General features: G+C 70.8%; 20 protein-coding genes. 10 read left to right on the top strand and 10 right to left on the bottom strand.

Annotation, left to right across the window (positions count from 1 at the left end):
* Nucleotides 1-13 precede the first annotated feature (13 nt).
* Nucleotides 14-1,861, bottom strand: a complete 1,848-nt coding sequence (locus GA0070616_RS17295; protein WP_091083469.1) for a phosphoenolpyruvate carboxykinase (GTP) — start codon at nt 1,859-1,861, stop codon at nt 14-16.
* A gap of 390 nt (nt 1,862-2,251) precedes the next feature.
* On the opposite strand from GA0070616_RS17295, the gene GA0070616_RS17290 reads away from it, so the two are divergent.
* Both GA0070616_RS17290 and GA0070616_RS17285 read left to right on the top strand, forming a co-directional pair.
* Nucleotides 2,252-2,821, top strand: coding sequence for a GtrA family protein (locus GA0070616_RS17290; protein WP_091083465.1), 570 nt, complete (start codon nt 2,252-2,254; stop codon nt 2,819-2,821).
* A 59-nt stretch (nt 2,822-2,880) separates the two neighbouring features.
* Nucleotides 2,881-3,600 carry a GtrA family protein gene (locus tag GA0070616_RS17285; RefSeq protein ID WP_091083461.1) on the top strand — a complete coding sequence of 240 codons (720 nt, stop codon included), beginning with the start codon at nt 2,881-2,883 and terminating at the stop codon, nt 3,598-3,600.
* Nucleotides 3,601-3,717: 117 nt separating this feature from the next.
* Here GA0070616_RS17285 and GA0070616_RS17280 read toward each other — a convergent pair whose 3' ends face one another.
* Together GA0070616_RS17280 and GA0070616_RS17275 are read right to left on the bottom strand one after the other, a co-directional pair.
* Nucleotides 3,718-4,284, bottom strand: coding sequence for a PH domain-containing protein (locus GA0070616_RS17280; protein WP_091083457.1), 567 nt, complete (start codon nt 4,282-4,284; stop codon nt 3,718-3,720).
* Nucleotides 4,285-4,400: 116 nt separating this feature from the next.
* Complete coding sequence (locus GA0070616_RS17275) at nt 4,401-5,276, bottom strand: biotin--[acetyl-CoA-carboxylase] ligase (protein WP_091083454.1); 876 nt, start codon at nt 5,274-5,276, stop codon at nt 4,401-4,403.
* Nucleotides 5,277-5,349: 73 nt separating this feature from the next.
* Between GA0070616_RS17275 and GA0070616_RS17270 the strand changes: the two genes are divergently transcribed.
* Nucleotides 5,350-6,933, top strand: coding sequence for an acyl-CoA carboxylase subunit beta (locus tag GA0070616_RS17270; protein ID WP_091083450.1), 1,584 nt, complete (start codon nt 5,350-5,352; stop codon nt 6,931-6,933).
* A gap of 132 nt (nt 6,934-7,065) precedes the next feature.
* Here the strand turns inward: GA0070616_RS17270 and GA0070616_RS17265 are convergent, their stop codons facing one another.
* Complete coding sequence (locus tag GA0070616_RS17265; RefSeq protein WP_139128931.1) at nt 7,066-7,971, bottom strand: hypothetical protein; 906 nt, start codon at nt 7,969-7,971, stop codon at nt 7,066-7,068.
* Entirely contained in the window at nt 7,964-8,464 is a 501-nt protein-coding gene (locus GA0070616_RS17260; protein WP_091083443.1) for a SigE family RNA polymerase sigma factor, read from the bottom strand. The genes GA0070616_RS17265 and GA0070616_RS17260 overlap by 8 nt, the downstream gene beginning before the upstream one ends.
* A gap of 176 nt (nt 8,465-8,640) precedes the next feature.
* Between GA0070616_RS17260 and GA0070616_RS17255 the strand changes: the two genes are divergently transcribed.
* Complete coding sequence (locus GA0070616_RS17255; RefSeq protein WP_091083439.1) at nt 8,641-8,832, top strand: N-acetyltransferase; 192 nt, start codon at nt 8,641-8,643, stop codon at nt 8,830-8,832.
* Between the two features lie 18 nt (nt 8,833-8,850).
* On the opposite strand, the gene GA0070616_RS17250 is transcribed toward GA0070616_RS17255, so the two are convergent.
* Nucleotides 8,851-9,594 (bottom strand): M50 family metallopeptidase, encoded by a 744-nt coding sequence (locus tag GA0070616_RS17250; RefSeq protein WP_091083435.1) that lies wholly within the window; start codon nt 9,592-9,594, stop codon nt 8,851-8,853.
* Nucleotides 9,595-9,777: 183 nt separating this feature from the next.
* Between GA0070616_RS17250 and GA0070616_RS17245 the strand changes: the two genes are divergently transcribed.
* Entirely contained in the window at nt 9,778-10,533 is a 756-nt protein-coding gene (locus GA0070616_RS17245; protein WP_091083430.1) for a GH25 family lysozyme, read from the top strand.
* Between the two features lie 213 nt (nt 10,534-10,746).
* Here GA0070616_RS17245 and GA0070616_RS17240 read toward each other — a convergent pair whose 3' ends face one another.
* A complete protein-coding gene (locus GA0070616_RS17240) occupies nt 10,747-11,010 on the bottom strand; it encodes a hypothetical protein (RefSeq protein WP_091083426.1) in 264 nt (87 codons plus the stop codon).
* Nucleotides 11,011-11,258: 248 nt separating this feature from the next.
* Entirely contained in the window at nt 11,259-13,427 is a 2,169-nt protein-coding gene (locus GA0070616_RS17235; RefSeq protein ID WP_091083422.1) for a serine/threonine-protein kinase, read from the bottom strand.
* A 93-nt stretch (nt 13,428-13,520) separates the two neighbouring features.
* On the opposite strand from GA0070616_RS17235, the gene GA0070616_RS17230 reads away from it, so the two are divergent.
* The 5 genes from GA0070616_RS17230 (at nt 13,521) to GA0070616_RS17205 (ending at nt 18,269) form a co-directional block, all read left to right on the top strand.
* Entirely contained in the window at nt 13,521-13,730 is a 210-nt protein-coding gene (locus GA0070616_RS17230; protein ID WP_091083417.1) for an acyl-CoA carboxylase subunit epsilon, read from the top strand.
* A gap of 131 nt (nt 13,731-13,861) precedes the next feature.
* The gene (locus GA0070616_RS17225; RefSeq protein ID WP_091083414.1) at nt 13,862-14,317 is read left to right on the top strand and encodes a hypothetical protein; all 456 of its coding nucleotides are present in this window, start codon (nt 13,862-13,864) and stop codon (nt 14,315-14,317) included.
* A 1,366-nt stretch (nt 14,318-15,683) separates the two neighbouring features.
* A complete protein-coding gene (locus tag GA0070616_RS17215; protein WP_425413001.1) occupies nt 15,684-16,844 on the top strand; it encodes a S8 family serine peptidase in 1,161 nt (386 codons plus the stop codon).
* A 69-nt stretch (nt 16,845-16,913) separates the two neighbouring features.
* Entirely contained in the window at nt 16,914-17,606 is a 693-nt protein-coding gene (locus tag GA0070616_RS17210) for a Maf family protein (RefSeq protein ID WP_091083407.1), read from the top strand.
* 9 nt (nt 17,607-17,615) lie between these two features.
* On the top strand, nt 17,616-18,269 hold the full coding sequence (locus GA0070616_RS17205) for an O-methyltransferase (RefSeq protein WP_091083402.1): 654 nt from the start codon (nt 17,616-17,618) through the stop codon (nt 18,267-18,269).
* A gap of 14 nt (nt 18,270-18,283) precedes the next feature.
* On the opposite strand, the gene GA0070616_RS17200 is transcribed toward GA0070616_RS17205, so the two are convergent.
* The gene (locus GA0070616_RS17200) at nt 18,284-19,039 is read right to left on the bottom strand and encodes an ABC transporter permease (RefSeq protein WP_091083400.1); all 756 of its coding nucleotides are present in this window, start codon (nt 19,037-19,039) and stop codon (nt 18,284-18,286) included.
* A gap of 14 nt (nt 19,040-19,053) precedes the next feature.
* Nucleotides 19,054-20,013 carry an ATP-binding cassette domain-containing protein gene (locus tag GA0070616_RS17195; protein ID WP_091083397.1) on the bottom strand — a complete coding sequence of 320 codons (960 nt, stop codon included), beginning with the start codon at nt 20,011-20,013 and terminating at the stop codon, nt 19,054-19,056.
* Between the last annotated feature and the right edge of the window lie 173 nt (nt 20,014-20,186).

Raw genomic sequence — 20,186 nt, 5'->3', positions numbered from 1 at the left:
TGCCGGGCGACCGTCACACCTGCTTCTGGGGCTCCGCGTCCAGCCGGGCGCGCAGGGCGTCCAACTCGGCCCAGAGCACGCCGGGCAGCTTGTCACCGAACTTCTCGAACCACTCGGTCACCAGCGGCAGCTCCCGGCGCCACTCCTCGGCGTCGACCTTGAGCGCGATCCGGACGTCCTCCGGGGTCATGTCCAGTCCGTCGACGTCGAGCGAGTCCTGGGTGGGAACCATGCCGACCGGGGTCTCGACGGCGTCGGCGCGCCCCTCGATCCGCTCGATGACCCACTTGAGCACCCGGGAGTTCTCGCCGAAGCCCGGCCAGAGGAAGTTGCCCTCGGCGTCCTTGCGGAACCAGTTGACGTAGTAGATCTTCGGCAGCTTCGACTCGTCGCCGTCGGCGCCCTTGCCCATCTCGATCCAGTGCCGGAAGTAGTCACCGGCGTGGTAGCCGATGAACGGCAGCATGGCCATCGGGTCGCGGCGCACCACCCCGACCGCGCCGGACGCGGCGGCGGTGGTCTCCGAGGACAGCGTCGCGCCCATGTAGACCCCGTGCACCCAGTCGCGGGCCTCGGCCACCAGCGGAATCGTGTCACGACGGCGACCGCCGAACAGGATCGCGTCGATCGGTACGCCGTTGGGGTCGTAGTAGTCCTCGGCGAGGATCGGGCACTGGGTGATCGGGGTGCAGAACCGGCTGTTCGCGTGCGAGGAGAGGTTCTCGCTCTCCGGCGTCCAGTCGTTGCCCTTCCAGTCGACCAGGTGCGCCGGCGGCTCGCCCATGCCCTCCCACCAGATGTCCCCGTCGTCGGTCAGGGCCACGTTGGTGAAGATCGAGTTGCCCCGGTCCAGCGTCCGCATGGCGTTGGCGTTGGTCTTCCAGTCGGTGCCGGGCGCGACACCGAACAGGCCGTACTCCGGGTTCACCGCGTAGAGGCGGCCGTCCGGGCCGAAGCGCATCCAGGCGATGTCGTCGCCGATCGTCTCGACCTTCCAGCCGGGGATCGTCGGCTCCAACATGGCCAGGTTGGTCTTGCCGCACGCCGACGGGAAGGCCCCGGCGATGTGGTAGACCCGCCCCTCCGGCGAAGTGATCTTGAGGATCAGCATGTGCTCGGCGAGCCAGCCCTCGTCCCGGCCCATGACGCTGGCGATCCGCAGCGAGTAGCACTTCTTGCCGAGCAGCGAGTTGCCGCCGTAGCCCGAGCCGAACGACCAGATCTCCCGGGTCTCCGGGAAGTGCGAGATGTACTTCGTCTCGTTGCACGGCCAGGCCACGTCCTGCTGGCCGGGGGCCAGCGGGGCGCCGATCGAGTGCAGCGCGTGCACGAACCCGGCGTCTTCGCCCATCGCCTCCAGCACCGCGGTGCCCATCCGGGTCATGATGCGCATCGAGGCGACCACGTACGGGCTGTCGGTGATCTCCACGCCGAACATGGGGTTCTCGGCCTCGACCGGCCCCATGCAGAACGGGATGACGTACATGGTGCGCCCGCGCATGCTGCCGCGGTACAGCTCCGTCATCGTCCGCTTCATCTCGGCCGGTGCCATCCAGTTGTTGGTGGGGCCGGCGTCCGCCTCGTCGACCGAGCAGATGTAGGTGCGCTCCTCGACGCGGGCCACGTCCGTGGGGTCGGTGCGGGCGTAGAACGAGTTGGGTTTCTTCTCGGGGTTCAGCCGCACGAGGGTGCCTGCCTCGACCAGCTCGTCGGTGAGGCGACGCCACTCCTCGTCGGACCCGTCCACCCAGACGACCCGGTCGGGCGTGGTCAGTTCAGCGACCTCACGGACCCAGGCGAGGAGTTCGGGGTGGGACGTCGGGGCCTGATCGATACCGCGAACGGTGGCCGGAGCAACCATGACACATCTCCTTGTGGTCGACGCTGACCTGTCTATGGAGTGCACGAGTCTCAGCGGCGCGTCGCGCGTCGCCTTCGTGGAAACCTGGGATTTGAACTCAGCGTAAACCGGTGGCCCTCGCCAGTCAGTGGTACTGGTTGTGAAGAACTGCACAAGGTCCGGCCACGCTGCGGCATCACGAGCTAATACCCGCTTTCGCGCGCAGTTTCACGCAAATCCTTCGGGGAAGGTCGGTGGGCGTGCGACCCACGGCACAGCCGCCGGCGTTCTGCGGCTCGGTGGGCGGTTACGGCGATCCACGCCGGATCCGCAGCCGCCCGGTTACGCTCGGCTCATCAGCCTTCCGCCCGTCCGTGACGTCCGTGACGACTCCGACCGCCGTCACTACCCGTGCCCGATGCCGACAGCCGGTACGCTCGCGGGGTGGCCGCGACGATGACCGGTAAGCCCGGTGCCGGGCAGACCCGTGGAGGTCTCGTCCGCTCCCTGATCGACCGCTTCGGCCACCTCGTACGGGAGATGAGCAAGTTCGCCACCGTCGGCGGTTTCGCGTTCCTCGTCGACTTCGCCATCTTCAACGTGCTGACGACACAGGGTGTCGAGCGCATCACGGCGAAGACGATCTCCACCGTCATCGCGGCGACGTTCGCCTTCCTCGGCAACCGGTTCTGGACGTGGCGCCACCGGCAGCGCTCCCATCCGGCCCGCGAGTACGCCCTGTTCTTCTTCTTCAACGCCGTCGGCCTCGGCATCACCGTCGCCTGCCTGGGCATCAGCTACTACGGGCTGGGCAGCATCTGGCCCGCGGTCTTCCAGACGCGCCTGGCCGACAACATCGCCAGCTACGTCGTCGGCACCGGGTTCGCGACCCTCTTCCGGTTCTGGTCCTACCGACGGTTCGTCTTCGTCGAAGCGGGAACTCCCCCCGTTCCGGACGTCGACCCGGACCGCAGGGCGTGACCGCGCCCACCCCGTCCGGCCGGAACCTGCCGGCCCCGTCCTGTCCTAAGGTGTTCCGCATGCGTCTTGTCCGTCTGCTGCCGCAACGCTGGCAGAAGTTCGTCCACGAGGCGCTCAAATTCGGCCTTGTGGGAGGCATCAACACCGTCATCAATTACGCCGTGTTCAATGCGCTCGCACTGACCGTTTTCGTCGACGGCCAGTTGAAGGCGACCGTCATCGCGACCATCGTCGCGACGATCACGTCGTATCTGATGAATCGTCACTGGACGTACCGGGATCGGCCGAAATCGGCCATGCAGCGCGAATACGTCCTCTTCTTCCTGTTCAACGGGGCCGGGCTGCTGATCGAGCTGGGCGTCCTGGCCGCCGCCAAGTACGGCCTCGGCGTGACCAGCCTGCTCGCGCTCAACGTGGCGAAGACCGGGGGCGTGCTGCTGGCGACGCTGTTCCGCTTCTGGTCGTACCGCACCTTCGTCTTCCAGGCCGCACCGGCGGCGCCGGCGACCGCCACGGACGGCAGGACCTGGCACGGACTGCCGCGCGACGAGTGGGACACCATGGCCGGCATGGACCCGGTGGCGGAGCTCGCCGAGTCGGTGTCCGAGCTGGAGGAGGCCCAGCCGGCACCCGGCCGGCAGCAGCCGACAGCCGCCACGCCACCACAGCCGCGACCGTTGCCGCTCGACGCGGGGCTCGCGGCGAACCTGGACAAGGAACTGGAGGCGGAACTGGCCGCCCAACTCCAGGCCGTCACCCGCCGTCCCCGCCGCCGCTGACCGACCACCCGGCACGGGTACGGACCTGACGCGCGGCCGTGACCGGCCACCCGGCACCGAAGCACCGCCGTCAACCGGCGGGTCGCACGGGCCCGCGCGGGGTGTCGGCCCGGCCCGTCAGGATCTCGGCTCGGGCTCGGCCCCGCGCGACTCGGCGATGATCTCGCTCAGCTCCCCGTCACCGAGCGAGTGCTTGTCGTGGTGGGCCTCGACGAGTTCGTAGAGCGTCGTCTGCACCCGGTCCACCCCGGGGACGTCGTGCAGCACCGACCGGCCCCGCTCGCCCGCCGACTCGATGGTCAGCGTGCCGCAGCCGAGCATCCGCTCGACGAACTGCTGGTTCATGGCGTGGTCGTTGATCCGGCTGAGGGGCAGGTCACGCCGGTCCCGGGAGAACACCCCGTGCTGGAGCAGCACCCGCTCGTTGGTGAACACGTAGTGCGTGGTGCGCCAGACCAGGAACGGCCACAGCGACAGCCAGAGCACCGCCAGCAGCGCCAGGCCGCCGATCACCGCGAGGGCGACCGGGCCACCGGACCCCGAGGGCAGCAACACGACGCCGGCCACCACCGCCGCGACCGCGACCACCAGCACCGCCACCGGCCGGACCAGGGCCTTCCCGTGCGGGTGCAGGTGCAGTACGACGTGCTCGTCCTCGGTGAGCACGTCCTCGGGAAACGCCACGGCAACCTCCAGCAGACAACGGACGCGCAGACCGTAACCGGTCCACGCTCGTGGCGGGATCCGCCACGCGGCCGTACCCGTACGGTCGGCGGGGAGCGGGCGGATACCGGGCGGGGTCAGCGGAGGTGCACCACGTCGGCGGCGGCCAGGCGGTGCTCGCCCGACGGGGTGACCAGGTGCAGTTGGCCGTCCGGGTCGATGCCCGTCGCGGTGCCGGTCAGCTCACCGCCGTCCGGCAGCAACGCGCGTACCTCCCGGCCGACCGTGGCACACACCGCCAGGTACGCGTCCCGCAGGCCGCTGACCACCGCGTCGCCGCCGGCCGTTCGCCAGCGGTCGTACCAGTCGGCGACCGACCGGAGCAGGGCCCGCAGCAGGGGATCGCGGTCGGTGGCCGCCGCGCCGGCCAGGTGCAGCGAGGTGACCGGCAGACCCGTCGGGTTCTCCGGCAACTCGTGGACGCGCAGCGTGACGTTCAGCCCGATGCCGAGCACGATCGCGGGCGGCTGCGCCGGTGACCCCCCCGGCACCGCCTCGGCGAGGATGCCGGCACACTTCGCGCCGCCCACCAGCAGGTCGTTCGGCCACTTGAGGGCGGCGTCCAGCTCCGCCAGCCGGGTCACCGACTCGACCAGCGCGACACCGGCGAGCAGCGGCAGCCAGCCGTACCCGGTGGGTGGCACCGCCGGCCAGCGACGCTCCGCAACCGCCTCCCCGGGCCGCAGCAGGACGCTGGTCGCGATGCCCGCCCGGGCCGGCGACTGCCAGGTCCGGCCCCGCCGGCCGCGACCGGCGGTCTGTCGCTCCGCGACCACCACCAGCCCCTCCGGCTCGCCCGAGCGGGCCGCCTCGGCCACGTCGGCGTTGGTCGAGGCGGTCTCCGCGTGCAGTTCCAGCCGGGTCCACGGTCCGTGGGGGAAGACCAGCGCGCGGCGCAGCCGGGCCGCCGACAGCGGCGGGCGGTCCAGATCGGTGTACGGGGAACCCGGCATCCCGCCAGCCTACGGGCGGCACTGAGGCGAACTGCACAGCGGCGGCGGCCTGAACCATCGTTATATTCCCTGGGTGACTACCGAGACCGGGATCAACATCCACAGCACGGCGGGCAAGCTGGCGGACCTGGAGCGACGGGTCGACGAGGCGGTGCACGCCGGGTCGGCGCGCGCCGTGGAGAAGCAGCACGCGAGGGGCAAGAAGACCGCCCGGGAGCGGATCGAGCTGCTGCTCGACGAGGGCTCCTTCGTCGAGTTGGACGAGCTGGCCCGGCACCGGTCCACGAACTTCGGCCTGGACCGCACCCGCCCGTACGGCGACGGTGTGATCACCGGCTACGGCACCGTCGACGGCCGGCAGGTCTGCGTCTTCGCGCAGGACTTCACCGTCTTCGGCGGCTCCCTCGGCGAGGTCTTCGGCGAGAAGATCGTCAAGGTGATGGACCTGGCCATGAAGATCGGCTGTCCGGTCGTCGGCATCAACGACTCCGGTGGAGCCCGCATCCAGGAGGGCGTGGCCTCCCTCGGCCTCTACGGCGAGATCTTCTTCCGCAACGTGCGGGCCAGCGGCGTCATCCCACAGATCTCCCTGATCATGGGTCCCTGTGCGGGCGGCGCGGTGTACTCCCCCGCGGTCACCGACTTCACGGTGATGGTCGACCAGACCTCGCACATGTTCATCACCGGGCCCGACGTGATCAAGACGGTCACCGGCGAGGACGTGGCGATGGAGGACCTGGGCGGCGCCCGCACCCACAACTCGCGCAGCGGCAACGCCCACTACCTCGCCTCCGACGAGGAGGACGCCATCGACTACGTCAAGGCGCTGCTGTCGTACCTGCCGTCGAACAACCTCGACGAGCCGGTGGTGTTCGACGCCCCGGCCGAGCTGACGGTGACCGACTTCGACCGGGAACTGGACACGCTGATCCCGGACTCGGCCAACCAGCCGTACGACATCCACCGGGTCATCGAGCACGTTCTCGACGACGGCGAGTTCCTGGAGGTCCAGCCGCTGTACGCGCAGAACCTCGTCGTCGGCTACGGTCGGGTCGAGGGCCGCCCGGTCGGCGTGGTCGCCAACCAGCCGATGCATTTCGCCGGCACCCTGGACATCGCCGCCAGCGAGAAGGCCGCCCGCTTCGTGCGCACCTGCGACGCCTTCAACATTCCGGTGCTGACCTTCGTGGACGTTCCCGGCTTCCTGCCCGGCACCGGTCAGGAGTGGGACGGCATCATCCGCCGGGGCGCGAAGCTCATCTACGCGTACGCCGAGGCCACCGTCCCGAAGGTCACCGTCATCACCCGCAAGGCGTACGGCGGCGCGTACGACGTGATGGGCTCCAAGCACCTCGGGGCGGACCTGAACTTCGCCTGGCCGACCGCGCAGATCGCGGTGATGGGCGCGCAGGGCGCGGTGAACATCCTCTACCGCTCGGAACTGGCCGCCGCCGCCGACCCGGCCGCCGTCCGCGCCGAGAAGATCACCGAGTACGAGGACACCCTGGCCAACCCGTACATCGCCGCAGAGCGGGGTTACGTGGACTCGGTGATCCCGCCGCACGAGACGCGCACCCAGATCGTCCGGGCCCTGCGGGTGCTGCGTACCAAACGGGAGACCCTGCCCCCGAAGAAGCACGGCAACATCCCGCTGTAGACGCCCGGGAATCCCGGTGTCGGGGCTGTCGCCGCCCTCGTCAGGGAGGCGGCGACAGCCTGCCCGCCCCGGCCCACGGCCCTGCGGCCGGTGCCCCCGCTGACAGGCGGCGCACCGGCCGCCCGGTGACGCTCAGCAGGACGGGTTGGCAGCCGGACACATCCGTTGCGCCGCCTTCCGGCTGAGGCTGACCAGTTCCTCTTCCTGCCGGGCCAGCGCAGCCTTCCTCTCCGGCCCGGGGCTGACGCTGCCCAGTTCCCCGTCCGGCCTCATCACGGTGACCAGGTCCCCGACCCGGACGACGACCGTCGTCTCCGCTGCGGGTGCCGTGCCGACCGGCTCGCCGGTCGTCAGCGCGCTCGGCTGAACGGTGGCCTGACGCAACAGCACCGCCTGGTCACCGGCGAAGTCACGAACGACCGGCCGCCAGTGGCGCACCACCTCGGCCTGCGCCGTCACGCCCATCCGGACCAGCCGCCGTTCCTCGGTGCGCCACTGCGCGCAGGCCGCGATCTTGCGGTCGAGGTCGTCGAAGAACCGGCCGGCCGCCGCGGCGGACGACAGTCGGTACACGTCCTGGCTGAGTACCGGATACTGGCCGGAGTTCCCGGTGATCGCGGTGCTCTGCAGGAGGGTCTGCGACCGGGAGTAGCGCGACACCGTCTCCACCCGGGGAAGGCCCTTCGACGTCGCGCAGGCGTCCAGCAGGATGTCGACCCGTACCGCCGCACCCAGCCCGGCCTCGCCCAACCGGACGTCGCTGGACACCGGCAGTTCGGCCGGGTCCAGCAGGACGTCCTTCGGCACCTCGGCGAACACGCTGACCGGCACCCCGGCGGCGGACTGTCGCGGGGCGTCCTCCGCCGGGCGCAGCGTCACGACCACCACCACCGAGACCGCCAGGACGGCCAGCGCCGTCGCCGCCCCCGTACGCCGGCCCCGGCGGCGGGCGCGGACCCGCAGCTCGGCGGGTTCCGCCCAGCGGACGTCGCGCAGCTCCCGGTGCACCCGCTCGGCGAAGGTCATCTCGTCAGGCATCGGCGGCCTCCCCCAGGTCGGAAACGGCGAGCAGGCCGGCGAGCGCGGCGCGCCCCCGGGACAGGCGGGCCTTCACCGTGCCCACCGGCGCGGCGGTCTCCCGGGCCACCTCGGCGACGGGCAGGCCCACCAGGTAGTACAGCGCGATCGCGACGCGCTGCTCCTCGGGCAGCTGGCGCAGTGCGGCGACCACCTCGACGGTGTCGGTGCCCGGCCCGGGGACGCTGTCGACGGCGCCGTGCCGCAGGTAGGCGCGGGCCCGACTGCGCAGGCTGCGCCAGCGGCTCACCGCGATCCGGCTGGCGACCACCCGCACCCACGCCTCCGGGTCGTCGTACCCGCCCACGGTGGACCACCGCTGCCACGCCCGGATGTACGCCTCCTGCACCGCGTCCTGCGCCTCCGTCAGGTCCCCGGTCAGCACGTACACGAATCCGAGCAGCCGTTGCCGGCTGCCCCGGTAGAACTCGTCGAACCCGTCGACGTCGGGCACGTGCTACCTCCCCCGTGGCGGTCCCAAAAGACACGCGCCAGCGAGCCCCGCCGGTTGCACACCACAGCTTTCTGTTGCGCCGGCTGGCCCGAGGAGCCCGTCGGGACGACCAGCCACTGCGGACGGAAGCCGAACCTCGACCACCCGTGGCCCGTCGTGGACCGGGAACGTCAGGGTTGTCTCCCGGGCCGATCGACGCGGCCGGCGACGGGCCGGTCGAGACGGATGTCCTGGCCGGCAACGACGCCGCGCTCGCCCTCTACCAGGCCGAGGGGTTCACGATCGTGGAGACGAAGACCGGTCGCCTGGAGGGGAACGAGGACTTCCCGGCAACCGGGCACCTCATGGTCCGCACCGGGGCGCAGTAGTGCGGGCGGGCACCACCCTCAGCCGGTGATCCCGGCCTCGGTGAGGATCGGGCCCGCGAGCAGCAGCGCACCGGTGCCGAGCACCGCCAGGTTGGCCAGCGCGAACACGGCGACCCAGAAGAACGCCGGGAACGGGGTGATGCCGGCGAGCTGGTCGGCGTCAGAGGCGGGCATCCGGCCCCGGGAGCGCAGCCGTTGCAGCTCCACCACCGGCCGTACGCCGCCGAGCAGCAGGAACCACACGCCGGTCCAGGCGAAGGCGGCCTGCACCTGCGGGGTCGCGTACCAGGAGACGACCAGCACCACGCCTCCGGTGACCACCAGCGACAGCACCCCGAAGGCGTTACGCACCATGACCAGCATGGCCAGCAGCAGCGCCACGGCCACCCACAACAGCAGGGTGATCCGGTTGCCGGCGAGCAGCCAGGCCCCGGCCAGGCCCACCAACGGCGGGGCGAGGTAGCCGGCGAGCAGGGTGAGGATCATGCCGGGCCCGGTGGGCCGACCGGCCGACAGCGTCAGCCCCGAGGTGTCCGAGTGCAGCCGGATGCCGTGCAGCCGGCGGCCGGTCAGCAGGGCGGCCAGCGCGTGTCCGCCCTCGTGGGCGATGGTGACCGCGTTGCGGGCGATCTGCCAGGGCAGCCGGGTGGCGACCACCACCAGCGCGACCAGCGCGGTGAGCACCACCAGCAGCGGGGGTGGATCGGGCTGCGCGTCGAGCAGCCGGTCCCAGAGTGCGGTCAACCCGTCGATCGACACCATGGGCGGGGAGCCTACCGGGCTGTTCGGGGCGGCTTCCCGGCCGTCGTTCGTTCAGGTGGCGGGCGGAACCCGCCCGCAGCATCCACCCCACCCTCCCTGAAAGTTTTCTCTATCGCTCTTGCGCGCAGAGGCATTCACCTTCAAAGATGGCTGTCAATCGACAGACACCTTCGGGAGGCTGCCATGAGCCGTACCAGATCGTCGCTTCGCCGGCTGCTCGCCGCGGGCCTCGCCACCCTCGCCACCGCAGCGGCCACCCTGGTCGCGACCACCGGGCCGGCGGCCGCCGCCACCGTGCCGGGGATCGACGTCTCGCGCTACCAGGGCACCATCAACTGGACGAGCGTCCGCAACTCGGGCGTCCAGTTCGCCTTCATCAAGGCCACCGAGGGAACGAGCTACAAGGACCCCAACTTCAACTCGAACTACACCAACGCCTACTACGCCGGGGTCATCCGAGGGGCGTACCACTTCGCCCGACCCAACATCTCCTCCGGCGCGGTCCAGGCCAACTACCTGGCCTCCAACGGTGGTGCCTGGTCGGCGGACAGCCGCACTCTGCCGGCGGCGCTGGACATCGAAGGGAACCCGTACAGCGGCGGTTACTGCTACGGCCTGAGCACCACGGGCATGCGCAACTGGATCCAGGACTTCCTGAACACCTACCGCTCCCGCACCGGCCGGTACGCGGTCATCTACACCACCACCAGTTGGTGGAACCAGTGCACCGGTCGGTGGACCGGCCCGTGGGCCAACCACCCGCTGTGGCTGGCCCGCTGGTCGAGCACGCCGGGCACCCTGCCGGCCGGCGCATCGGTGTGGAGCTTCTGGCAGTACACCGACTCGGGGCGGGTCTCGGGCATCAGCGGGCCCGTGGACCGCAACTACTGGAACGGTGACCGGAGCCGGCTGATCGCCCTGGCCAACAACACGCGGTGACCCGGTGGCCGGCGGTGGGGCGGGCCTGCGGGCCGGGCCTGCCGCCGGCCGTCGCGGCGAACGCCTCGCCGAGCCACCTGGTGCCGCCGGCCGTCGCGGCGAACACCTCGCCGAGCCACCTGGTGCCGCCGCCCGCCCATGGTGCCGGAGCCCGGGAGCCGGACATCGACGACACGGGCCACCGGCGGCGTGCCACGCCGGCCGGTACCGCGCTCAGGCCCGCCGGGGGCTCGGCCGCCGACCGACGGCGGACGGTGCCGACTGGCCGGCGGGGACCGGCAGCGCGGGCCCGCCGACCGCGGCGGCGCGGCGGGCGAGCCACCAGCCGGCCACCCCGGCGACCGTCACGGCCAGGACCGACACCAGCGCGGCCAGCACCGACAGGCCCACGCTGACGAGCAGCAGGACGACGTCGCCGAACGCGACCAGCATCCACAGTGCCAGGCGTGGCCGGGAGTCCCGGTAACGGTGACCCATGTCGCGCCTCCCTCCATCGTGGAAGAGCACGTACCCCGTCCACCGCCGGGGCATGCCCACCTTGCGGTGCCGGGACGGCCTCGGCCGGAGTACGGCGGTTCCGCAGGTACGGGCCGGCGCGAACCGGCCTGACCCGACGAGGTCGGTCCGGGACGGCACGGGCGGTCTCGGAGGTACGGGCCGGCGCGGACCGGCCTGACCTGACGGGATCAGTCCCGGAGGGGACGGGTGGTCGCGGTGGGAAGAGGTCAGTCCCGGCGGTCCGGCACGAACTCACGGAAGATCATCTCGAACTCGTCGAGATTGGCCTTCCAGTCCTTGTCGGCGACCTCCCAGCGGATGGCGAACCCCCGGTTGCTGGCGGTGACAAAGCCCCGGTTGCGCACCCGGATTCGCGTCCCGTCGCGGGTCTCCCGCCAGTCCCAGTCGGCGCACGTCCGCCAGGCGCAGTCGACGGACCGGATACCGATCAACTCGTAGTCGTTGACGATGCTGCTCCGGCCCGACTCGATGGCCCGCCAGGCGGCGGCAGCGTCCCGTTGCGGCTTGTCCGTCCGGTCGATGACCAACTCGCGGACGCCGTCCGGCTCCTCGTACTTGACCCAGGTGTCACCCGCGCTGCGACGCCAGTTCGGCGGCACCGGAACGGAGAAGCCGACCGGGTCCCTGCGCAGCTCCCAGCCGGGGAGCAGACCATCTGCCGGCGCGGAGGGGGTCTCCGGGGGCGTGGACGACGGAGTGGGGCTGGGCGCGGCGCTGGTGGGCGGTGGTGCGGCCGGCTGCGAGGTCTGCGGTGCCGCGGCGCTGGTCGGGGCGGCGGTGGGGGCGGTGGGGGCGCCCTGCGGGGTGTCGCCCGCGTCGTCCTCGTCGCCGCCGGACAGCAGCGGCACGACCACGGCCAGCCCGAGCAACAGCACCCCGACGAGCGCCCCGATCAGGATCAGCCGACGGTGGCGTCGTCCCCGCGACGACGTGCCGGAGGCGAAGACCCTGCCCCGCTCGGGCGCGGGACTCACCGGCGCGGCCGGCGGCAGCACCGACGTGGCGGCCGGCTTCGAAAGCGCGCTCTTCACGGCGGCAGGCTGCGCGGCGGACCCCGCCTTCGCGGCAGGCTCGCCCTTCGCGGTGGGCTCCGAATCCGTGGCCGGCCCGCCCTTCGCGCCGCCGGTGTCACCCTTCGCGGCGGGCTCAACCGTGGTCGCCGGCTCAGCCTGCCCTGCCGGCCCGGACTGCGTGGCGGGCTCGGCCTGCGCTGCCGGCTCGGGCTTGGTGGTGGGCTCGGCCCCGGCGGAGGTGGACTCGGCGGAGGTGGGCGCGGGCCCGGCCATGGCCTTCGTGGCGTCGGTGTCGGTGGCCGGCGCGGAAACGCCCGCCGGCGCGGCGTCCGTGACGGTGGCCTCCGCCCTGGTCTCGTCGGCGGCTGAGGCCGCAGCCGTGCCGACCGACGCCTGCGGCGCGCGGGGTGCCGGCGGGGTGGCGGTCGCGGCCGATGTCTCCCCCGCTGGACGCGGAGCAGGCACCAGCGGCGGGCGCGGCTCCCGGGGCCCGTTCGGCCCCGGCCGGCGTACGCCGTCAAGCAGGGGGATCGTGCGGGTCCGCTTGCCGCCCGCACGGCGCAGCATGCGTTCCGCCACCTCGGCGGTGATCCGCTCCTGCGGATCCTTGCGCAGCAGCCCGTTCAGCACCGGCTTCAGCGGCCCCGCGTTACGGGCCGGCGGAAGCGGCTCGGTGGCCAGCGCGGCGAGGGTGGCGATCGCCGAGGACCGGGCGTACGGCGACTTGCCCTCCACCGCCGCGTAGAGGGTGGCGCCCAGCGACCAGAGGTCGGCCTCCGGCCCGGCGGTGCCGTCGCGGGCCCGCTCCGGGGCGATGTACGCGGGCGAACCCAGCACCATGCCCGTGCGGGTGACATTGGGGTCGCCCGGGATGGTGGCCAGGCCGAAGTCGGTCAGCACCACCCGGCCGTCGGTGCCGAGCAACACGTTGCCCGGCTTGACGTCGCGGTGCATCACGCCGGCCTTGTGCGCCGCCTTGAGCGCACCGAGCACCCCGAGTCCGATCTCGACCGCCCGGGCCGCCGGCACGGGCCCGTCATCGGCGAGAGTGTCCTGGAGGGACTTCGACTCCACGTACTCCATGACGATCCACGGGTCGCCATCGGTGCGCAGCACGTCGAAGATGCGGACGACGTTGATGTTGTTGAGCCGGGCGATGGCCCGCGCCTCACGCAGCGACCGTTCGCGCATCTCCCGGCGCTCGTCGTCGGTGAGACCGGGGGGTGGAACCAGTTCCTTGATCGCGACGTCGCGGTGCAGCACCTCGTCCCGCGCTCTCCACACCCTGCCCATGCCACCCTGACCGAGCGGCGCGAGGAGCCGGTACCGGTCGGCGACGAGTTGGGGAAGCGCGTCGGACATCGCTGGAACCGTACCCGGCAGCCACGACGCTCACACCGTCGGCACGCCACACGGTGGGTGTGGGCCAGCTCATGGGACGCGTACCCTGGGCTCATGTCTGCCGAAGAGCCGCTGTTCCGGGTCGTCCGCGGCGTACCGACCGCCGAGGAACTGGCCGCGCTGGTGGGCGCGGTCATCGTTCGGTCCCGTCCCGCCGCGCGCCCCCCGGTCGCCGCGTCCGCGTGGGCCCGCAGCAGCCGCCCGGCCGGCGCGGGCTCCGCCGCCGGTCCCGGCGCGTGGCGCGCCTCTGGCCTGCCCCGCTGACTTTTCGGGTACGCGTACCCGCTGGTCGACGGCCCCGGGGGCCAGTACCGACGGACGCAGGGCTGCCGGGGTTGGGCGACAGCCACTAACCTCACTCAGGGAAACGGCGCCGTAACAGGTAGGGAGGGCCGATGATCCCCGAGGAGGACCGTCCAGCGTCCTGGCTGCACGGCTACGGTGGCATCGAGGCAGACATCCGACAGTTGCGGGAGTTCGCCGACCGACTCAGAGGCGAGGTGGAGCGCAACTACGCACCCCACCTGCGATACATCGAGCACGACATGAAGGCCCCGGTGCCCAACCCCGCCGACGCGTTCCTCGAACTGGTGCAGTTCCTCCGCGCCCACTGGGAGACCCAGCAGGCGGCGACGAACGCCGTCTGGGGCGTGGGTGCGGTCACCGGCCGGCTCGCCGGCGCGGCCGAGACGGTCGCCAGCACGTACGCGGGTACCGACGCCTTCTCCGCCGCCCGTGTCGCCGACGTCGAACGGGCGCTCGCCCACCCGGGCACCCCCCGAGCCACCCCCGCGCCCCTGGTGCTCAGTGATCCCACCGGCCCCGACGAGCCTCCGGTGGTGCTCCCGTGAGGGAACCGGGCGTCGGCGGGACCGGCGGCACCGCCCGCACCGACTGGCACCTGATGGACGTCGCCAGCATGTGGGCCTGCCTGGAGGGCCAGGAGACCGAGAACCAGTGGCGGCAGGTGGCCGGCTGGCGCAAGATCTGCGACCTGGCTGGCACCCATCTGAGCCGCCTGAAGGAGTACCGCCGTGGCCTCGCCGACGCGTGGCCACCGGACACCAACGAGGCGGCCCGCGCATACATCCGGGAACTGGACGAGCTGATCGAACAGGTGCAGCAAACGCACGACGCCGCCGCCAGCAACTACACCGCCCTGTCGGCGGCCGTCCAGGCGATCAGCGCTAGCCGGGCCAAGCTCCGGGAGATCTTCGACCAGTACGCCGCGAAGCGGCAACAGAAGCTGGCCTGGGAGGAGACGGCGGCGGACCCGAAGGCGGTCGCAGGAAGCCGGACCTCCCAGCCGCCGGTGACGGATGCGGATCTGGAACGGTTGAACGTCCAGGCACGCGGCATCATGTACGGGCTCAGCGGTGAACTTCAGCAAGCCCAAGTAATGCTCCGCCAACCCCCGACATCACCCCGACAGTTCGATCGCGCTCCTGAATTCTCAGAACCTTATGGCGCCGCATCAATACCGGTGATTCCACCCATTGTGCCAGTGCCCTTGCCGACAGTCGCATCCCCCTCAGCTACTGGACCGAAGTCATCCCGTCATGTACCCGCATCTCTAACACCTGCAGTCGGCCCAGTTCTTGGGGGCGCGAACCCTGGCCTGGCTCCGGCACCCACCCATCCTGGCCTACCTAGCCCTCCTCCGCCCGGGCCGACCACGCCGCCCGCCATAGGCGTTCCGCCGAGCCCTCCGATCGGCACAGGCGGTAGGCCTAGCAGCAGTGGCCCAGGCCCACTCGGACGTCCTACCGTCGGTGATGCCAATAATCCGTCGCATCGAGGGACGAATGTGTCTCGCGCGATGCCTCCGGGCGGATTAATCGGTGGGCTCCCCGGCACCGGCCTGGGCCAGCCTGCGTCCGGGGGCCCTCAACCGCGTCGGGTCAATCCGATCGGTGGAGTGATTGGAGGCGGCGGCGCAGGCACTGCGCCTACCGGCGGAGCCGGTTCCCGCCCTGGTGGCGGAAGATCCTTTCCAGGAGCTCAGGCAATTCCGCCAATCGGCGGTTTTCCCGGCAGTACAGGAGTAGGCTTGAATAGCGGCCGACCGTTGAGGCCCGAACGCAGAGATGACGAACCACGCACCTGGGACCCTGATCATCCTTGGGAGACCAACCAAGGGGTGGATCCCGTGGTTCGTCCACCTAAGGACGACGGTCCCATCGACCCCGGTCCCGCTATCGGCTTTAACAGGTGACCATTCGCAGGGCGTTGGGCAGCCTTGTGTTGTTAACTCTCGCTGTCGCAGTCTGTACTGCCACGCCAGCCAGCGGAAGCGCCCACGCGGCAGCACCGCATGGTACCAGCCAGGTTCGTGGAGATCAATGGCATCTCCAGTTTCTTAAGCTTGCGCAGGCTCATCAGATAAGTCGGGGCGAAGGTGTGGTTGTGGCACTTCCCGACACGGGCGTCGATGCCCATCCGGACCTTCGGTTGAATCTCCTTCCCGGCGCCAACTTCCTGCCAGGAGATGCCAAGGAAGGCATGAAGGACCCAAACGGACATGGAACAGCAATGGCTGGCCTCATAGGCGCTCATGGACAACCGGACGAAACCGGGGCCTTAGGGATAGCACCTAAGGCGCGCATAATTCCACTAAAGACCTCCACCGCCACCAACGAGGGAAATGCCGACCGTCTAGCAATCGCCATCGAGTATGCCATTGCAGCGGGTGCAGATGTAGTCAGCGTCTCCGGCGGAGGCGCAGGAAGCCCGCATCTTTTCCGCGCATTACAGGCCGCCCGAGCAGCCAATGTCGTTGTCGTCGCAGCAGCCGGCAACATACCAGAAGACTCGACCGTGATCTTCCCAGCAGCCGCTGACGGCGTAGTAGGAGTAGGAGGCATCGACCGCCACGGAAACCACGCAAAGATATCAGTTACTGGACCACAAATTGACGTGGTCGCGCCAGCAGTGAACATCTACAGCACCAACACCGGCGCGAAGTACCGCAGGAGCAGTGGAACATCTAACTCTGCGGCTATTGTTGCCGGGGCGGTTGCGTTGATCAGGGCGAAGTATCCGTACCTGCCGGCAGACGAGGTCGTACACCGCCTGACCGCCACAGCCATCGACAAGGGACCGCCCGGGCGCGACGACCAGTACGGCCACGGCGTCATCGACCTGGTGGCGGCGTTGACTGCGGACGTACCGCCGAGGGGTTTCACGTCACCGCCGACGGGAGCGGCCACCGCTGCCACCTCCACCACAGCGGCGGGGCCTTCGAACGGCGGGGGTGACGGTGGGACGGTACGAGGCTGGGCCACCCTCGGCGTCGTTCTGGCTGCGGGTGGGGGCTGGGCCCTCTACGCCCGCCGCCGTCGCCGCGCGGATGATCCTCCACCTCGGATCAGTCGTTGACCGGCTTCCTGGCGTAGGGCAGCGGTGGCGCGGGACCGACGCGAGGGGTGAGCCGGTAACGTCGGCGGCATGTCCGAATCGCTGCCGCTCCGTCTCGTGCTCGCCTCGGCGAGCCCCGCTCGTCGCAGGACGCTTCAAGCCGCTGGCATCGAGCCGGACGTGCTGGTCAGCGGGGTGGACGAATCGCTGGTGGTGACCGAGCGGGCCGAGGACCTGTGCCTGGAACTGGCTCGGCGCAAGGCGCAGGCGGTGGTGACGCGGCTGCAGCCGCCCACCGCGAACGGTGCGACGCCCGTCGGCGGCTCGGGCAGAGTGCAACAGACGCTGGTGCTGGGCTGTGATTCGGTGCTTGCCTTCGACGGCGAGATCCTGGGCAAGCCGGTCGACGCGGCGGACGCTACTCGACGGTGGGAGCGGATGCGGGGACGCAGCGGTGTGCTGCACAGCGGGCACTGCCTGATCGACATGGTGACCGGCCATCGCGCCGAGGCGGTGGCGTCCACGGTGGTGCACTTCGCGGACATCGACGATGCGGAGATCGCCACGTACGTGGGCACGGGCGAACCGCTCGCGGTGGCCGGTGCGTTCACCATCGACGGGTTGGGTGGGGCTTTCGTGGAGCGGATCGAAGGTGACCACGGGACGGTCGTCGGCCTGAGCCTGCCGTTGCTGCGGCGGCTGCTGGCGGAACTCGGCCTGCGGATCACCGATCTGTGGACGAAGGTCGCGCCCGGCAACCAGACGGTCGAACCGCTCGGCTAGCGTCCGGTCATGACACTCAAGTCGATCCCGCTCACCGACGACCTGCACGCGTACCTGGTGGCTCACGGCTCCCCGCCCGACGAGATCATTCGTGACCTCGCTGCGGAGACGCTGGCCGTGCTGCCCGACCGGGCGACGATGCAGGTGGCCCCGGAGCAGGCCGCGTTCCTGACCTTCCTCACCCGGCTGCTCGGCGTTCGTCAGGCGGTGGAGGTGGGTACGTTCACCGGGCTGTCGTCGCTGGCCATCGCCCGGGGGCTGCCGGAGGACGGCCGGTTGACCTGTTTCGACATCTCAGCGGAGTACACGGGCATCGCCCGGGGCTACTGGGCCCGCGCGGGCGTGGACGACCGGATCGACCTCCGCATCGGTCCGGCGGCCGACACCCTGCGGGAGTTGCCGCACGAGCGGTACCTGGACTTCGCCTTCATCGACGCCGACAAGACCGGCTACCCGATCTACTGGGCCGAGCTGGTGCCACGGATGCGCCCCGGCGGGGTGATCGCAGTGGACAACGTGCTGCGCCACGGCCGGGTGATCGCGCCGCAGAACGCCGACGACCGGGCGATCGCCGCGTTCAACGACGACGTGCTGGCCGACGTGCGGGTGGAGGCCGTCATGCTGCCGATCGCCGACGGGCTGACGTTGGCCCGGGTGCACTGAAGCCCGGCCACCAGTCAGCGGATGCTGTGGGCGAACTGCCGGGCCGCCCAGACCACCCCGGCGGCGGCGAGCACCGCGATGATGGCCAGCCCCTGCCAGACCCGGTCGTTGCCGAGGTCACCGGAGAAGAGTGCGCGGGTGCCGTCGACGGCCCAGGAGAAGGGGTTCCACTTGGCGATGCCCTGGAGCCAGCCCGGGGCGAAGGTGAGCGGAAGCAGGATCCCGGAGAGCAGCAGTACCGGCTGGGCGACCGTGTTAACCAGGGGGGCCAGCGCGTCCTCGCTCTTGACCTTGAGTGCGACACCGTAGGAGACGGCGGAGGTCATCAGCGCGATCAGGGCCAGCATCAGGTAGGCCAGCAGCAGGTCGCCGATGAACACCCGCAGTTCGAACAGCAACGCCAGCAGGGTGATGATCACGGCCTGCACGAGCAGCGACACCACGTCCCGCAGCGAGCGGCCGAGCAGCAGCGCCAGGCGGCTGACCGGGGTGACCCGGGATCGTTCGATGACCCCGGCGCGCAGCTCGGCGATCAGGCCGAAGCCCTGGAACAGGCCACCGAAGATGGCCAGCAGCACCAGCAGGCCGGGCACGAAGATCTTGTAGGCCTCGGCCTGGGTGGCCGCGCCGAGGGCGGGCTTGAGCAGCGGGGCGAACAGCAGCAGGTACATCACCGGCTGGAAGATGCCGACCATGACCCAGACGGGGTTGCGTAGCAGCAGGTGAAGCTGCCGTTGGAAGATCAGCCAGGTGTCGCGGGCGAGTTTCATCAGGGCTCCGTCGGTCAGGACTCGCGCAGCGAGCGGCCGGTCTTGGTGAGGAAGACGTCGTCGAGGCTGGGCCGGTGCAGCTCGATGGAGCGCAGGTCGATCCCGGCGCTGTCGATGCGGCGCAGGATCTGCGGGATGGCGGTGGCACCGTCGTCGACGAACAGCCGTACGCCACCGGCGTCGGAGGTCTCCAGCTTGTTGACGAACTCCTCGCCGTCGAGCAGCGACGCGGCCTGCGGGGTGGTGGCCGCGTCGAGGCCGACGAGCACCACGTCGCCGGAGATCTCCCGCTTGAGACCGGCCGGGGTGCCCTCGGCCACCACCTCGCCGTGATCCATGATCGCGATGCGGTCGCAGAGCGCGTCGGCCTCGTCGAGGTAGTGGGTGGTGATGAAGACCGTCATGCCGTCGGTGCGCAGGCGGCGGATCTCGTCCCACATGTGTGCCCGGCTCTGCGGGTCGAGCCCGGTGGTGGGCTCGTCCAGGAAGACGATCTTCGGCTCGTGGATGATGCCGAGGGCGATCTCGACCCGCCGACGCTGACCGCCGGAGTAGGTCTTGCACTTGCGGTCGGCGAACTCGGCGAGCTGGAAGGCCGTCAGGGAGCGGGCGGCCCGGCGGTGCGCGTCGGCCTTGCCGATGCCGTACATCCGGGCCTGGAGCACCAGTTCCTCGCGGGCGGTGGACTCGTCCCAGGTGCTGCCGCCCTGGGGCACGTAGCCGATGCGGCGGCGCACCTCACCCGGGGCCCGGCGCAGGTCGACGCCGGCGATGGTGGCCTCGCCACCGTCGGGCTCGATCAGCGTGGCGAGCATCCGCAGGGTGGTCGTCTTGCCCGCACCGTTCGGCCCGAGGAAGCCGAAGATCTCCCCGGCCCCCACCGTCAGGTCGACGCCGCGTACCGCGTCGACGGTCTTCGTCTCCCGACCGGCCCGGAAGCGGAACGACTTCCGCAACCCTCTGGTCTCGATCATCCGTGCTCCCCGCTCGCGCCGTCGTCGGCATCCATCGTCGCTGCCAGTCCATCAGAGCGGTGTGACACCACTCCGTCCGGGGCAGGGCGCGTTCCTCCGGGGCGTGGCGTGACAGTGCGGCATCCCACACTGAGCGATCGTTAGGGTCACCGGGGCGGCCGATACACTCCCGG

Source organism: Micromonospora nigra (assembly GCF_900091585.1).
Lineage (GTDB): Bacteria > Actinomycetota > Actinomycetes > Mycobacteriales > Micromonosporaceae > Micromonospora > Micromonospora nigra.
The sequence above is the reverse complement of the archived record's forward strand: the minus strand, read 5'-3'. Positions and strand labels throughout refer to the sequence as shown.

Excerpts from the sequence above, each read along its gene's own strand:
- GA0070616_RS17230 (WP_091083417.1), top strand. The coding sequence starts at position 13,521 with ATGTCTGCCGAAGAGCCGCTGTTCCGGGTCGTCCGCGGCGTACCGACC.
- GA0070616_RS17235 (WP_091083422.1), bottom strand. The coding sequence starts at position 13,427 with ATGTCCGACGCGCTTCCCCAACTCGTCGCCGACCGGTACCGGCTCCTC.
- GA0070616_RS17195 (WP_091083397.1), bottom strand. The coding sequence starts at position 20,013 with ATGATCGAGACCAGAGGGTTGCGGAAGTCGTTCCGCTTCCGGGCCGGT.
- GA0070616_RS17225 (WP_091083414.1), top strand. The coding sequence starts at position 13,862 with ATGATCCCCGAGGAGGACCGTCCAGCGTCCTGGCTGCACGGCTACGGT.
- GA0070616_RS17250 (WP_091083435.1), bottom strand. The coding sequence starts at position 9,594 with ATGGTGTCGATCGACGGGTTGACCGCACTCTGGGACCGGCTGCTCGAC.
- GA0070616_RS17245 (WP_091083430.1), top strand. The coding sequence starts at position 9,778 with ATGAGCCGTACCAGATCGTCGCTTCGCCGGCTGCTCGCCGCGGGCCTC.
- GA0070616_RS17200 (WP_091083400.1), bottom strand. The coding sequence starts at position 19,039 with ATGAAACTCGCCCGCGACACCTGGCTGATCTTCCAACGGCAGCTTCAC.
- GA0070616_RS17295 (WP_091083469.1), bottom strand. The coding sequence starts at position 1,861 with ATGGTTGCTCCGGCCACCGTTCGCGGTATCGATCAGGCCCCGACGTCC.
- GA0070616_RS17275 (WP_091083454.1), bottom strand. The coding sequence starts at position 5,276 with ATGCCGGGTTCCCCGTACACCGATCTGGACCGCCCGCCGCTGTCGGCG.
- GA0070616_RS17285 (WP_091083461.1), top strand. The coding sequence starts at position 2,881 with ATGCGTCTTGTCCGTCTGCTGCCGCAACGCTGGCAGAAGTTCGTCCAC.
- GA0070616_RS17240 (WP_091083426.1), bottom strand. The coding sequence starts at position 11,010 with ATGGGTCACCGTTACCGGGACTCCCGGCCACGCCTGGCACTGTGGATG.
- GA0070616_RS17210 (WP_091083407.1), top strand. The coding sequence starts at position 16,914 with ATGTCCGAATCGCTGCCGCTCCGTCTCGTGCTCGCCTCGGCGAGCCCC.
- GA0070616_RS17205 (WP_091083402.1), top strand. The coding sequence starts at position 17,616 with ATGACACTCAAGTCGATCCCGCTCACCGACGACCTGCACGCGTACCTG.
- GA0070616_RS17265 (WP_139128931.1), bottom strand. The coding sequence starts at position 7,971 with ATGCCTGACGAGATGACCTTCGCCGAGCGGGTGCACCGGGAGCTGCGC.